The sequence below is a fragment of the Streptomyces sp. NPDC086519 genome (assembly GCF_040686075.1).
Classification (GTDB): Bacteria; Actinomycetota; Actinomycetes; order Streptomycetales; family Streptomycetaceae; genus Streptomyces; species Streptomyces shenzhenensis.
On sequence record NZ_JBFBJL010000001.1, the window covers coordinates 343,740 to 356,593 of the forward strand.

Sequence of the window (12,854 nt, forward strand, 5' to 3'; positions counted from 1 at the left end):
TCTTTACCTTCTCACCGAGGCGGCTGGATGGGGTGCTGTCCGATCCGTCGGACATGCGTCCGAGTGATCGTGCTGTCAGCGATCGTAACGCTCAGGGGTAAACGTGAGGCAATCCCCGTGCGTACTCCCGGTCCGCGGAACGGGCCTCGTTCTCCGTGCCGCGTGCAGCAGCGTACCTGCCCCTGCGGGCGCCGTGACAGGCCGAAGTGACGCAAACCGCTTATGGCCCGTTCCTCACACCGCTTGCACAGCGTGGGTCACAGCGTGTCCACAGTGCGGGCGGTGCTGACGGCGGCCCGCTCCAGGTCCTCCGCGGCCCGGTTGATCCGCCGTGCCGAGTCCGCGACCTGCGCTCCCAGCCGGCGTGCCTCCAGGAAGACCCGGACGGCGAGCACGCCGAGCACGGCGAGACCCACGAAACCCACAGCTACCGCGACCATCGCCCAGAACATGGGGCCGAGCCTAGACGGTGGGGTGCAGCCGCAGTGTCCTGACCCCGCCGCCGGTGAGCAGTTCGACGATCCGCTCGCCTGCGGGCTTGCGGACGGCGGCCCCGCAGTCGGGGCAGGTGAAGGAGTAGAACGTGGTCTGGCTGGTGGCCCCGATGGCCAGGCGCAGGGCGCTCGCGGTCAGCTCGAAGCTGCCCCGGCAGTCCGGACAGCCGGCCCTGAAGACCACGGGGACCACCCTTCTCATCCCGGCGAAGGCGGCCGCGACCGTCATCTCCCGCGCGCCCGCGCCACCGGAACCCGAAGACTCGTTCAAAACCCTCGCCCCTCCTTCTCGGTGGTTCGCCTTCGGAGCGCGCTCCTCGGGCTCACTCATGCCCTTCCTCATCGACGTGCCCCATGCGGTCGTACGCCGTCAGTGCCTCCCGGGCCGCCCGGCGGGCGCTGTCGGCCAGCTCGGGCGGTGACACGATCCGGCCGTCGCCGCCGAGCCTGAGCGCCAGCCGGCGCAGGGAGGCCGGATCGGGGGTGCGCAGACTGATACGCAGCCCGCCGTCGGGAAGCTCATCCGCGCTGTCGTGCGGGTAGTACTCGGCGACCCAGCGGCCGGCCGGGCCGACCTCGACGACCACCTCGGGGTCCTCGGCGGCCGGCTGCACCAGGGCCTCAGACAGGTCGCGCAGCTCGATCTCGGGGGGTGCGGACGGCTCGTCGAGGATCTTGATCTCGGCGACCCGGTCGAGCCGGAAGGTGCGCCGCGCCTCGGAGCGGCGGCACCAGGCCTCCACGTAGGTGTGGCCGACGCTGACCAGGCGGATGGGGTCGATCTCGCGCTCGGTGACCTCGTCGCGGGCCGGTGAGTAGTAGCGGATCCACAGCCGGCGGCGCTCGGCGATCGCCCGGTCGACGTCGGCGAAGACACCGCCCTCGGACTCGAAGGTCACCGACAGGCGGGCGCTGGCGTCGCCCGCGTCGCCGGCCGCGGTCTCCACCTTGGCGGTGGCCCGCAGCAGCGCCTGCCGGTCGCCCTCGCGCAGCCCGGGCAGGGTGGCCACCGCGCGGGCGGCGACCAGCAGCGCAGTCGCCTCGTCGGCGGCGAGCCTGAGGGGTTCGGCGGCCTCCTCACCGAGGGCGGCCGCGTTGTGCCACCAGATCCGCTCGCCGTCGGTGTCGATGTCCAGCAGGTCGCCGCCCCGGAAGCTGGTGCCGCACATGGGCAGCACGTCCAGGTCGGAGACCAGCTCGTCCTCGGTGATGCCGAAGGCGCGCGCCACGTCCGCGATCCGGGCGCCGGGGCGCTCGCGCAGGTAGGTCACCAGGGAGAGCATCCGCCGGGTCTGGTCGATGGCGTTCACGGGCCTGACCGGTTTTCCTGCCACTGCCTTGCTCCGCTCCCCCTCAGCCCTTGGCCACGGCACGCAGCCGGTCCACGACGTCCGCCCGCAGCTCGGCCGGCTCCAGGACCACCACGTCCGGCCCGAACTCCACCAGCCACGCGTCCAGCCCGTGCCCGTACGGAATCTCCAACTCGTCCCACCCGTCGCCGAGTTCCCGCACCGCCGTGGCCTTCGCCCGAAGGGGGTACCCGGACCCCGAACGCAGCCGGATCAGCGCGGAGCGGTCGGCGATCTCCCCGGCCCAGCTCGCCACGGTCTCGCGGACGGTGACGACGTCCGGGACCGGCGCGGTGAAGGCGGTGCCCCGGGAGCGGACCTTCCCGGTGATCCGGGACAGCCGGAACACCCGCTCGGCGCCCCGGTCACGGTCCCAGCCGGCCAGGTACCAGTGGCCGCGCCAGCACTCCAGGGCCCAGGGCTCCACGTTCCGGGTCTCGGGGCGGGCGGCGGTGGCCTTGCGGTAGTCGAAGAGGACCGGGCGGCGGTCCCGGCAGGCCAGCATCAGCGGCTCGAACGCGGCCTCGTGCACGGGGATCCGCGGCTCCAGGGCGCCATGGGCCTCGTACGGGTCGACGTCCTCGGGGAGGCCTGCCGCGCGCAGCTTCTGCAGGGCGCCGCTGGCGGCGCCGGCGAGCCGGGCCTGCTGCCAGACCTTGGCGGCAAGACCGAGGGCGGCTGCCTCCTCGGCGTCCAGCGTGATGGGCGGCAGACGGTTGCTGTCGCGGCGGGCGAGGTAGCCGACCTCGCCGTCCAGGTTCTCGACGGTCTCGATCACCAGTCCGAGTTCACGGAGATCGTCCTTGTCCCGCTCGAACATCCGGTTGAAGGAGTCGTCGCTGCCCGCTGCACCTTTTCCCGGCCCGGAGGCCGCACCCCTGCCCGGCCCGGAGGCCTCGACGTATGCCTCGATGGAGTCCCGCAGCTCACGCTTGCTGAGCGGCCGCCGCGTCCCCAGCAGGCACAGCGCCAGGTTCATCAGCCGCTCGGCCTTGGCAATGGCCATCGACGCCCTTCGCCTTCCCTATGGTGCTTCTGACCGATGACCGTACCGCTCCGGAGTGTCACGGCAAAAGCCACTACGAACAACGAGGACCGAAACGGACACAACCCCGCAAACACCGAGGGCCCGCACGCACCGCACGGGCCCTCGTCCAGCCGGTTCACGGCCGGGACCGGTCGGCGCGTGACGGCGCCGGCCCGGGGCGGGGATCAGACCGCGATCAGGTCCACGACGAAGATCAGCGTCTCGCCGGGCTGGATCGCCGGCGTCGGGCTCTGGTTGCCGTAGGCGAGGTGCGCCGGGATGGTCAGCTGCCGCCGGCCACCGACCTTCATGCCCTGCACGCCCTGGTCCCAGCCCTTGATGACCCGGCCCCCGCCCAGCGGGAAGCGGAACGGCGTGCCCCGGTTCCAGCTGGCGTCAAACTCCTCGCCGGTGCTGAACGCGACACCCACGTAGTGCACGGTGACGGTCTGGCCCGCCTGAGCCACCTCGCCGTCGCCCTCCCAGATGTCCTTGATCTCCAGGTCGGCCGGGGGCTCGCCCTCGGGGAAGTCGATCTCGGGCTTGTCGATGCTCACGTCTTAAGCTCCTGCTTGTGTAACGACACGGAACCCGGACAGTCTTTCATCCCCGCCCCGGTACCGCCCGCGCCACTACATCGCCGCGAGAATGTCCACCGAGAACACCAGCGTCGAACCCTTCTGCACCACTCCACCGCTCGGCGGGTTGTCCCCGTAGGCCAGGTCCGGCGGCGTGACGACCATGATCCGGCTGCCCACCTTCTTGCCGGTGATCCCCTGCGCCAGCCCCTTGACGACCTGCTGCATCTGCGTGACCGAGAACTGGGCCAGCCGCCCGCTCTCATACGTCTGCTCGAAAACCTTGCCGCTGTCCCAGACCTCGCCCTTGAACTGGCACAGAATGGTCTGCGCCGCCTTCACCTCCGGGCCGTCGCCCTCCAGCACGTAGTTCGACACCAGCTTCTTCGGCGGGTCCGCCTTGGGAATGTCGACCGACGGAGCCTTGCCGTCCGTGTTCGTGCCGACCTTCGGCAGCGCGGCGTCGCTCTGCGCGACCTCCTTGCCCGTACTGGAGCTCTTCGAGTTGTACGAGTTCAGCACGTCCACCACGAACACCAGCGTGTCCGTGCCCTTGATCCCGGCCTGCGCGTTGCCCGAGCTGCCGTACCCCCAGGTCGGCGGCACGGCCATCAGCACCCGGCTGCCGGCCTTCTTCCCGGCCAGCCCGTACCGCCAGCCGTCGATGATGCTGCCCGCGGCGAGCTGCATGAGCAGCGGCGTACGGTCGTACGACTGGTCGAAGACCTTCCCCGTGGACCAGATCTGCCCCAGGTAGTTCGCCTGGATGAAGTCGTTCTCCGCGACCGTCTTCCCGCTCCCCGCGATCACCGTCTTGACCGCCAGGTTCTTCGACGGATCCCCGCTGCCCTTGGCGACCGTCGGCTTCTCGTCGAACTTCGTGCCCGCCGTGATCGCCGGCAACGGCCCGTCCACGATCTTCGGCGGCGGCACCGAAGCCGAGGCCGACGGCGAGGCGCTGGCCTTGCTGGAGGAGGACGACTTGTCACCACACCCGGCGAGCGTGACCAGTCCTGCGGGAACAGCGGCAAGGAGAAGAGAGCGTCGGCGCACGGAAGAGCCTCGTAATCGGTCGATCTTGCGGATGGCGTGCGCGCAACTCTACGGCGTGCGAAGGGCGCCGTACGGAAAACGTACGGCGCCCGTGTGGCGATCGCTCACATACCGGCGATGAGCTTCTCCACCCGGTCGTCGACCGAACGGAACGGGTCCTTGCACAACACCGTGCGCTGCGCCTGGTCGTTGAGCTTCAGATGCACCCAGTCGACCGTGAAGTCCCGGCGCTGCTCCTGAGCCCGCCGGATGAAGTCACCGCGCAACCGCGCCCGAGTCGTCTGCGGCGGCACCGACTTGCCTTCGAAGATCTTCAAGTCATTGCAGATCCGAGCGGTTTGCCCCTTCTTCTCCAGCAGGTAATACAGACCCCGACGACGGTGGATGTCGTGATAAGCGAGGTCTATCTGCGCCACCCGCGGATGCGACATGGTCATGTTGTGCTTGGCCCGGTACCGCTCGATGAGCTTGTACTTCATCACCCAGTCGATCTCGGTGCCGATCCGGTCCAGGTCCTCGGCCTCGATCGCGTCAAGCGTCCGGCCCCACAGCTCCAGCACCTGCTCGACCGTGCCGGTGCGGATACCGCGGCGCTCGCAGAAGTCCACGGCCTTCTCGTAGTACTCCCGCTGCACCTCCAGGGCGGAGGCCTCCCGGCCGCTGGCCAGGCGCACCTTGCGCCGGCCCGTGATGTCATGGCTGACCTCCCGGATCGCCCGGATCGGGTTCTCCAGGGTCAGGTCCCGCATCACCGTGCCCGCCTCGATCATGCGCAGCACCAGGTCGGTGGCACCGACCTTCAGCAGCATCGTGGTCTCGGACATGTTCGAGTCGCCGACGATGACATGCAGCCGGCGGTAGCGCTCGGCGTCCGCGTGCGGCTCGTCGCGCGTGTTGATGATCGGCCGGGAACGCGTCGTCGCCGAGGAGACGCCCTCCCAGATGTGCTCCGCCCGCTGGCTCACGCAGTACACCGCACCGCGCGGCGTCTGAAGCACCTTGCCCGCGCCGCACAGCAGCTGCCGGGTCACCAGGAACGGGATGAGAATGTCCGCGAGCCGGGAGAACTCCCCGTGCCGCGCCACCAGATAGTTCTCGTGGCAACCATACGAGTTGCCCGCCGAGTCGGTGTTGTTCTTGAAAAGGTAGACATCGCCCGCGATTCCTTCCTCATGCAGGCGTCGTTCGGCGTCCACCAACAGTCCTTCGAGAATGCGCTCGCCGGCCTTGTCGTGGGTGACCAGTTCGATCACATTGTCACACTCGGGTGTCGCGTATTCCGGATGTGAGCCCACGTCGAGATAGAGCCGGGCGCCGTTGCGCAGAAAGACATTGCTGCTACGGCCCCATGACACGACACGGCGGAAGAGGTACCGCGCCACCTCGTCAGGCGACAGGCGGCGCTGTCCCCTGAACGTGCACGTGACGCCGTACTCGTTCTCCAGCCCGAAAATGCGGCGGTCCATGACTGAACATTACGCCCGATCCCCTGAGCTGAAACGGGGTTCGGCAGCACGATTTGGATCATTTTCCGAACCGGCCGCAATCACCGTGGCCCCACCGGGAGCTGCGAGGACCCGCCCGGTGACCGCCAGGACCAGCAGCGACACGGCCCCCGCCGCACCCGGCACAGCGAACCCCCACAAGGCCCCGCCCGCCTCGACGACCGGGCCCGCCAGGCCCGTTCCCACCGACGCGCCCACTGTGAACGTCGTCACAAGCCAGGAGAACGCCTCGGTGACCGTACCGCTCGGCGCATGCCGGTCCACCAGCACAAACGCACACGCGATCACCGGCGCCAGGAACACCCCGGCCAGCACGGTGAGCAGCACCATGGCCACCGCACCCGGCATCAGCATCAGCGGCAGATAACACACCGCCAGAAAAGCCACCAGCACGCGCAGTCGCCGCGCCGGCTCCCCTGTCCACCGCCGCGCCCCGTAGACCGTGCCCCCCAGCAGCGCACCGAGCCCCAGAGCGGCCATCAGCCAGCCGTACACCACGTCACCGCCATGGCCGTCCGCGTACGGCACCGACGCGACCGTGATGGAACCCAGCGCGATCCCCACGAACAGGAACGCCGCCAGCATGACCAGCAGACCGGGCGACCGCAGCGCGCCCAGCCAGTGCGCCTCGCGCGGCGCCGAACGCCACGCCCGCGACGGCGGCGAGACCACGACCGAGAGCGCCCCGAGGACACCCACCGCGTTCACGACGAGCAGCGCCGCCTGCGCCGACCACAGCGACACGCACAACGTCACCAGCAACGGTCCCACGGTGAACATGACTTCCTGCGCCACCGCGTCCATCGCGTACGCCGTGTGCACCCGCTCCCCCGCACCGAGCACACTCGACCACAAGGCCCGCAGACCGCCCTCCAGCGGAGGCGTGAACAACCCGGCGGCCGCCACGCACACATAGGCCGACGGCAGCGGATCGGTTCCGGCGAAGGCGAAAGCGGCCATCGCGACGGCCGACGCCACAGCGGCCGGCAACTGCACGCGCGGCTGGCCGTACAGATCGACCAGCCGCCCGAGCACCGGCTGCCCCACGGCGTTCGCCACCCCGTACACCGCCGCGAGCGCCGCCGCGAGGCTGTACGTACCGCCCTGCGCCCGCACGAACAGCACGATCACGAGAGCGGCCGTCGCGTTCGGCAACCGGCCCACCAGCGTCCCCGCCAGCAGCCGGGCCGCGTGCCTCGCCCTGAGGATCTCCAGGTACCCCGCGGCCATGCCCCGCCTCCAAGTTTTACGTATAACCCCGCCTCCCATACGTACCATGTGCGCTGTTACACGTCCAGACGAAGGAGCCCACCCCCGGTGCCACCCAGCAGCACGCGCCCGACGAGCCGCGACGTCGCCCAGGCCGCCGGCGTCTCCCAGGCAGCCGTCTCGCTCGTGCTCGGCGACAAATGGCGCGGCCGCGTCTCCGCAACCACCGCCGAACGCGTCCGCGAAGCCGCCCGCGACCTCGGCTACCGCCCCAACCTCGCCGCCCGCAACCTCCGCCTCGGCCGCACCCGCACCGTCCTCCTCGTCGTCCCCGCCCTCACCACCGAATTCTTCGCGGGCGTCTACACCGGAGCCGCCCGCGTCGCCTCCGCACACGGCTTCGGCGTCGTCCTCTACCCCTCCCCCCAAGGCATCGGCCCAGCCCGCGACCCCTTCGCCTCCGCCCAGGCCGCCCTCGACGGCGTCATCGCCTCCTCCATGGCCGCCGACGCCCTCACCGACATCCGCGGCGACCAGCTCCCCCTCGTCATGCTCGACAGCGACCCCGACGGCAGCCTCGGCGCCGCCACCGTCAACCTCGACATCGCCGACGGCGTACGCCAGATCGCCGGCCACCTCCTGGACCTCGGCCACCGCCACTTCCTGCACCTGGCCGCCGACATCCCGTCCTGGACCTTCGAGGTACGCGCGCACGAACTGGCGACCCGCACCGCACGCGTGCCCGGCACCTCGGTACGCACCGTCCACGCCCCCATCTCGATCGAGGGCGCCCTGGCCGCCACCGAGGCCGCCCTCACCACCCCCGGCCCCCGCCCCACCGCCCTCGTCTGCGACGACGACAAACTCGCCGCCGGCGCCTACAAAGCCCTGCGCCGCCAAGGCCTGCGCATCCCCGACGACATCTCCGTCACCGGCCTCGACGACCTCGCCCTCGCCACCGCCATCGACCCCGAACTCACCACCGTCCGCCTCGACGCCGAACTCTTCGGCGAACGCGGCATGCAAGCCCTCCTCGCCGTCCTGGACGGCCGGGAACCCGAACACGGAGACATCCCCGTCGAACTCGTCGTACGAGGCTCCACAGCCCCGCCACCGGCGCCCTGACCACCACAGCCACCCCAACCCCCACAAACGCCCGCGCCCCGTCCGGAAACCACCGGACGGGGCGCGCAGAGCAGGGCCCGCACCAACTGCTACTCGACGTCTCCGCCGGACTCCTCGGCCCCTTCGGCCTCGGCAGCCCCTTCGGCCTCGGCAGCCGTGGCCGCACCCTCCGCCTCCAGCAACCGGGCCAGCTGCGGACCGACGATCCGCTTGAACTTACGCGCCTGCGGCCGCGTACGATCCAGCACCGCCACCTCCAGACGCTCCGCCGGAATCTCCCGCTGCGTACCGTTCGGCTCCCGCGACAGCGCCGTCACAGCCAGCTTCAGAGCCTCCGCGAGAGTCATCCCCTCCCGGTGCTCACGGTCCAGATACGTACTGATCTGCTCCGCGTTACCACCGACCGCCACCGAACCGTGCTCATCCACGATCGAACCATCGTGCGGCAACCGATAGATCTGATCACCCTCCGGGATCTCCCCCACCTCGGCGACGACCAACTCCACCTCGTACGGCTTCTCCGCCGCCGACGAGAAGATCGTGCCCAGCGTCTGCGCGTACACGTTCGCCAGACCACGCGCCGTCACATCGTCACGGTCATAGGTGTAACCACGCAGATCGGCGTAGCGCACCCCACCGATCCGCAGATTCTCGTACTCGTTGTACTTACCGGCGGCCGCGAAACCGATCCGGTCATAGATCTCGCTGAACTTGTGCAGCGCACGGGACGGGTTCTCACCGACGAACACGATGCCGTCGGCGTACTGGAGCACAACCAGACTGCGGCCACGCGCGATGCCCTTCCGGGCGTACTCGGCACGGTCCGCCATCGCCTGCTGAGGTGAGACATAAAACGGCGTCGACACCGGTATCCGTCCCCTTCCCTAGGGTTCCGTCGAAGTCACTGGGATCACCTTGATAAGAACGCCGACGCCTACAGCAGCGCCGCGCGCGGACCGTCCGGCTGCTCCAGACGGCGCGCCAGCACCGCACGGGCGAGCTCGGAGGACTCGTCGTCGGTGAGCCGGCGGAAACCGCCCTCGGTGATCACGGTGATGATCGGGTAGATCCGGCGGGCGACATCGGGACCACCCGTCGCCGAGTCGTCGTCAGCCGCGTCGTACAGAGCCTGCACCACCAGTGTGGTCGCCTGCTCCTCGGACAGGTCGTCACGGAACAGCTTCTTCATCGCACCGCGCGCGAAGATCGAGCCCGACCCGGTGGCGGCGAAGTGGTGCTCCTCGGAACGGCCGCCCGTCACGTCGTACGAGAAGATCCGCCCCTTCGCCCGGTCCACGTCGAACCCGGCGAACAGCGGCACGACCGCGAGCCCCTGCATCGCCATGCCCAGGTTGGACCGGATCATCGTCGACAGCCGGTTCGCCTTGCCCTCCAGCGACAGCTGAGCACCCTCCACCTTCTCGAAGTGCTCCAGCTCCAACTGGAAGAGCTTCACCATCTCCACGGCGAGACCGGCGGTGCCGGCGATACCGACGGCCGAGTACTCGTCCGCCGGGAACACCTTCTCGATGTCCCGCTGCGCGATCACGTTCCCCATCGTGGCCCGGCGGTCACCGGCCAGCACGACCCCGCCGGGGAAGGTCACCGCCACGATCGTCGTCCCGTGCGGCGCCTCGATCACCCCCTGCGTGGGCGGCAACTGCCGCCTGCCGGGCAGCAGCTCGGGCTGGTGCTCACCGAGAAAGTCCATGAACGAGGACGACCCAGGCGTCAGGAAGGCAGCTGGTAGACGCCCGGTGCTACGAGTGTTGGCTTCCACGCGTTTCCTTCCAGGTAGTCGGCGGCTCGGTTGAGCGTCTCGGGATCGTCCCTCAACAGACCGATGGCCGAGTTGCAGTTGAAGCACAGTACGCCTCGGACCCTACCCGTCTTGTGGCAGTGATCCACATGCACGGCGGGAGCGGATAGGCAGATACAGCAGACACCTCGCTGCGAGGCGATCAGCGCGGCACGCTCGGCTTCGGTGAGGCCGTACTTGCGCTTGAAGTAGCTGACCCTGTTCCGCTCCGCACGGCACGCGCGGCAGTAGCTCGCCCAGCCGTCCGAAGTCGACGTGTTGCGCTCCCGTTCGGAGTGCGGCTTGACCACTTCGCACTGCGGACACCGCTTGTGACCCTCGGGAACGAAAACCTTTTCACGCACCTTCTTGCCCTTGGCCTCCTGGCGCTGCCGGTAGTACTCGGCCGAACATTCCCGGCAGTATGCCTGGAGGCCACCAGGCATGGACTTGTTACTTGCGAACGCTGCTCGCGGCTTGTGTTCCCCACACCGCGAGCAGCGCTTCACACCGCCACCGTCCATCAACCCCGACTCCCCCGCGCCTTCGATTCGAAGGAAAAATGGGCCTACTGCCCACCCTTCTGAACGAAGGACCTCACGAAATCCTCTGCGTTCTCCTCAAGGACATCGTCAATTTCGTCAAGAACAGAGTCCACGTCGTCGCTCAGCTTCTCGTGCCGCTCCTTGAGGTCCTCCGAGGACTGCGACTCCGCCGCCTGCTCCTCGACCTCCTCGGTGGAGTGCGTCGCCTTCTGCTGTCCGCCGCCGGTGTCCTTGGTTGCCATGACACTCACCCCGCTCAGTTCGCCCGACATGGGTCGACAGGTCGGCTTTCCTGCCGATCGGTGATGATCAGACCCTACAAGCCGGGTCCGACATCGGCCCCGCAGTTTCTCCAACGTACGGGGGCCACCTCGATGATTCCCGGGCGGCGGGGTTTTGACCCCGGCCGCCCGGTGTGGTCCGAGCGCCCGCTCAGCCGCCGGAGAGGACCCTGACCAGGTCTTCTGCGGTGCGGCAGCGGTCCAGGAGCTCCTTGACGTGATTTCGCGTTCCGCGTAGTGGTTCCAGGGTTGGGACGCGCTGGAGGCTGTCGCGGCCGGGAAGGTCGAAGATGACCGAGTCCCAGCTGGCCGCGGCGACGTCGTCGGCGTACTGCTCCAGGCAGCGGCCGCGGAAGTAGGCCCGGGTGTCCTCAGGAGGGGTGGTGCGGGCCCGTTCCACCTCGGCCTCGTCCAGGAGCCGCTTCATGCGTCCGCGGGCCGCGAGGCGGTTGTAGAGGCCCTTCTCGGCCCGTACGTCGGCGTACTGGAGGTCGAGGAGGTGCAGCTTGGCGGCGTCCCAGTCGAGGTCGTCGCGGCGCCGGTAGCCCTCCATGAGTTCCAGTTTGGCGACCCAGTCGAGTTCTCCGGCCAGGCTCATGGGGTCGTGTTCCAGGCGGTTGAGGGTGTCCTCCCAGCGGGTGAGGACGTCCCTGGTCTGGTCGTCGGCGTCGGCGCCGTAGCGCTCCTCCACGTATTTGCGCGAGAGCTCGTAGTACTCCATCTGGAGCTGGACGGCGGTGAGCGTGCGTCCGCTGCGGAGGGTGACGAGGCGCTTGAGGGTGGGGTCGTGGGAGACCTGGTGGAGGGTGCGTACGGGCTGGTCGACGGCGAGGTCGACGGCGATGAAGCCGTCCTCGATCATGGAGAGGACGAGGGCGGTGGTGCCGAGCTTGAGGTAGGTCGAGGTCTCCGAGAGGTTGGCGTCGCCGATGATGACGTGGAGGCGGCGGTATTTCTCGGCGTCGGCGTGGGGCTCGTCGCGGGTGTTGATGATGGGCCGTTTGAGTGTCGTCTCCAGGCCGACCTCGACCTCGAAGTAGTCGGCGCGCTGGCTGAGCTGGAAGCCGTGTTCGTGGCCGTCCTGGCCGATGCCGACGCGGCCGGCGCCGGTGACGACCTGGCGGGAGACGAAGAAGGGGGTGAGGTGGCGCACGATGTCCGAGAAGGGGGTTTCCCGCTTCATCAGGTAGTTCTCGTGGGTGCCGTAGGAGGCGCCTTTGTTGTCGGTGTTGTTCTTGTAGAGGTGGATGGGCTGGGCGCCGGGGAGTGCGGCGGCTCGTTCGGCGGCTTCGGCCATGATGCGTTCGCCGGCCTTGTCCCAGAGGACGGCGTCGCGGGGGTTGGTGACCTCGGGGGAGCTGTATTCGGGGTGCGCGTGGTCGACGTAGAGGCGGGCGCCGTTGGTGAGGATCACGTTGGCGAGGCCGATGTCCTCGTCGGTGAGCTGGCTGGCGTCGGCGGCCTCGCGTGCGAGGTCGAAGCCTCGGGCGTCCCGTAGCGGGTTCTCCTCCTCGAAGTCCCAGCGGGCCCGGCGGGCCCGGTGCATCGCCGCCGCGTAGGCGTTGACGATCTGGGACGAGGTGAGCATGGCATTGGCGTTGGGGTGACCGGGGACGGAGATCCCGTACTCCGTCTCGATGCCCATTACTCGCCGTACGGTCATGCGGCCCTCCTTGCCCGGCGGAGCCCTCGGTCGTGGGCTTCGCTCGCGTACCGCTGGCGCTCCGGTGCGTGTGCGGTGCCCGTCCCCGCACTGCGCGACTCGGCGGTAGGAAAGAGCCTAGAACGCCTTTGCACTGGTGGGGAGATCATTTGCGTCATTGCCTTGCTCGCCTCGGTTCCGGTCTTGGCCGGAAAAACAGTCGGCTGCGGGTACCCGGTGAGGGCACC

General features: G+C 69.1%; 14 protein-coding genes. 1 reads left to right on the forward strand and 13 read right to left on the reverse strand.

The window, feature by feature from the left end; all coding sequences use genetic code 11:
- Window positions 1-257: 257 nt before the first annotated feature.
- The 8 genes from AB0P24_RS01595 to AB0P24_RS01630 form a co-directional block, all read right to left on the reverse strand.
- Window positions 258-452: a hypothetical protein gene (locus AB0P24_RS01595; RefSeq protein WP_189264791.1), complete on the reverse strand. Its 195-nt coding sequence runs from the start codon at window positions 450-452 to the stop codon at window positions 258-260.
- A gap of 10 nt (window positions 453-462) precedes the next feature.
- Window positions 463-723, reverse strand: coding sequence for a hypothetical protein (locus AB0P24_RS01600; RefSeq protein WP_181806526.1), 261 nt, complete (start codon window positions 721-723; stop codon window positions 463-465).
- 94 nt (window positions 724-817) lie between these two features.
- Window positions 818-1,828: a WYL domain-containing protein gene (locus AB0P24_RS01605; protein ID WP_365789885.1), complete on the reverse strand. Its 1,011-nt coding sequence runs from the start codon at window positions 1,826-1,828 to the stop codon at window positions 818-820.
- Window positions 1,829-1,847: 19 nt separating this feature from the next.
- Window positions 1,848-2,849 (reverse strand): WYL domain-containing protein, encoded by a 1,002-nt coding sequence (locus AB0P24_RS01610; protein ID WP_365789887.1) that lies wholly within the window; start codon window positions 2,847-2,849, stop codon window positions 1,848-1,850.
- Between the two features lie 206 nt (window positions 2,850-3,055).
- Window positions 3,056-3,427: an FKBP-type peptidyl-prolyl cis-trans isomerase gene (locus tag AB0P24_RS01615; RefSeq protein ID WP_234531439.1), complete on the reverse strand. Its 372-nt coding sequence runs from the start codon at window positions 3,425-3,427 to the stop codon at window positions 3,056-3,058.
- Window positions 3,428-3,502: 75 nt separating this feature from the next.
- Entirely contained in the window at window positions 3,503-4,501 is a 999-nt protein-coding gene (locus AB0P24_RS01620; protein ID WP_365789890.1) for an FKBP-type peptidyl-prolyl cis-trans isomerase, read from the reverse strand.
- 104 nt (window positions 4,502-4,605) lie between these two features.
- The gene (pafA, locus tag AB0P24_RS01625) at window positions 4,606-5,967 is read right to left on the reverse strand and encodes a Pup--protein ligase (protein ID WP_365789892.1); all 1,362 of its coding nucleotides are present in this window, start codon (window positions 5,965-5,967) and stop codon (window positions 4,606-4,608) included.
- Between the two features lie 9 nt (window positions 5,968-5,976).
- Window positions 5,977-7,236, reverse strand: coding sequence for an MFS transporter (locus tag AB0P24_RS01630; RefSeq protein ID WP_365790169.1), 1,260 nt, complete (start codon window positions 7,234-7,236; stop codon window positions 5,977-5,979).
- An 87-nt stretch (window positions 7,237-7,323) separates the two neighbouring features.
- Between AB0P24_RS01630 and AB0P24_RS01635 the strand changes: the two genes are divergently transcribed.
- The gene (locus AB0P24_RS01635) at window positions 7,324-8,340 is read left to right on the forward strand and encodes a LacI family DNA-binding transcriptional regulator (protein ID WP_365789894.1); all 1,017 of its coding nucleotides are present in this window, start codon (window positions 7,324-7,326) and stop codon (window positions 8,338-8,340) included.
- Between the two features lie 89 nt (window positions 8,341-8,429).
- Here AB0P24_RS01635 and prcA read toward each other — a convergent pair whose 3' ends face one another.
- The 5 genes from prcA to dop all read right to left on the reverse strand — a co-directional run bounded on the left by prcA (window position 8,430) and on the right by dop (window position 12,627).
- The gene (gene prcA, locus AB0P24_RS01640) at window positions 8,430-9,206 is read right to left on the reverse strand and encodes a proteasome subunit alpha (RefSeq protein WP_365789896.1); all 777 of its coding nucleotides are present in this window, start codon (window positions 9,204-9,206) and stop codon (window positions 8,430-8,432) included.
- A 68-nt stretch (window positions 9,207-9,274) separates the two neighbouring features.
- Window positions 9,275-10,120, reverse strand: a complete 846-nt coding sequence (gene prcB / locus AB0P24_RS01645) for a proteasome subunit beta (RefSeq protein WP_365789898.1) — start codon at window positions 10,118-10,120, stop codon at window positions 9,275-9,277.
- Window positions 10,072-10,662 (reverse strand): endonuclease VII domain-containing protein, encoded by a 591-nt coding sequence (locus AB0P24_RS01650; protein WP_365789900.1) that lies wholly within the window; start codon window positions 10,660-10,662, stop codon window positions 10,072-10,074. The genes prcB and AB0P24_RS01650 overlap by 49 nt, the downstream gene beginning before the upstream one ends.
- Before the next feature lie 44 nt (window positions 10,663-10,706).
- Window positions 10,707-10,925 carry a ubiquitin-like protein Pup gene (locus AB0P24_RS01655; RefSeq protein ID WP_365789902.1) on the reverse strand — a complete coding sequence of 73 codons (219 nt, stop codon included), beginning with the start codon at window positions 10,923-10,925 and terminating at the stop codon, window positions 10,707-10,709.
- 190 nt (window positions 10,926-11,115) lie between these two features.
- Window positions 11,116-12,627, reverse strand: coding sequence for a depupylase/deamidase Dop (dop, locus tag AB0P24_RS01660; protein ID WP_365789904.1), 1,512 nt, complete (start codon window positions 12,625-12,627; stop codon window positions 11,116-11,118).
- Between the last annotated feature and the right edge of the window lie 227 nt (window positions 12,628-12,854).

What these genes read in the sequence shown, in the direction of transcription:
- AB0P24_RS01595 (WP_189264791.1), bottom strand. Translation starts at nt 452, where the DNA reads ATGTTCTGGGCGATGGTCGCGGTAGCTGTGGGTTTCGTGGGTCTCGCC.
- AB0P24_RS01600 (WP_181806526.1), bottom strand. Translation starts at nt 723, where the DNA reads ATGACGGTCGCGGCCGCCTTCGCCGGGATGAGAAGGGTGGTCCCCGTG.
- AB0P24_RS01610 (WP_365789887.1), bottom strand. Translation starts at nt 2,849, where the DNA reads ATGGCCATTGCCAAGGCCGAGCGGCTGATGAACCTGGCGCTGTGCCTG.
- pafA (WP_365789892.1), bottom strand. Translation starts at nt 5,967, where the DNA reads ATGGACCGCCGCATTTTCGGGCTGGAGAACGAGTACGGCGTCACGTGC.
- AB0P24_RS01630 (WP_365790169.1), bottom strand. Translation starts at nt 7,236, where the DNA reads ATGGCCGCGGGGTACCTGGAGATCCTCAGGGCGAGGCACGCGGCCCGG.
- AB0P24_RS01650 (WP_365789900.1), bottom strand. Translation starts at nt 10,662, where the DNA reads ATGGACGGTGGCGGTGTGAAGCGCTGCTCGCGGTGTGGGGAACACAAG.
- AB0P24_RS01655 (WP_365789902.1), bottom strand. Translation starts at nt 10,925, where the DNA reads ATGGCAACCAAGGACACCGGCGGCGGACAGCAGAAGGCGACGCACTCC.
- dop (WP_365789904.1), bottom strand. Translation starts at nt 12,627, where the DNA reads ATGACCGTACGGCGAGTAATGGGCATCGAGACGGAGTACGGGATCTCC.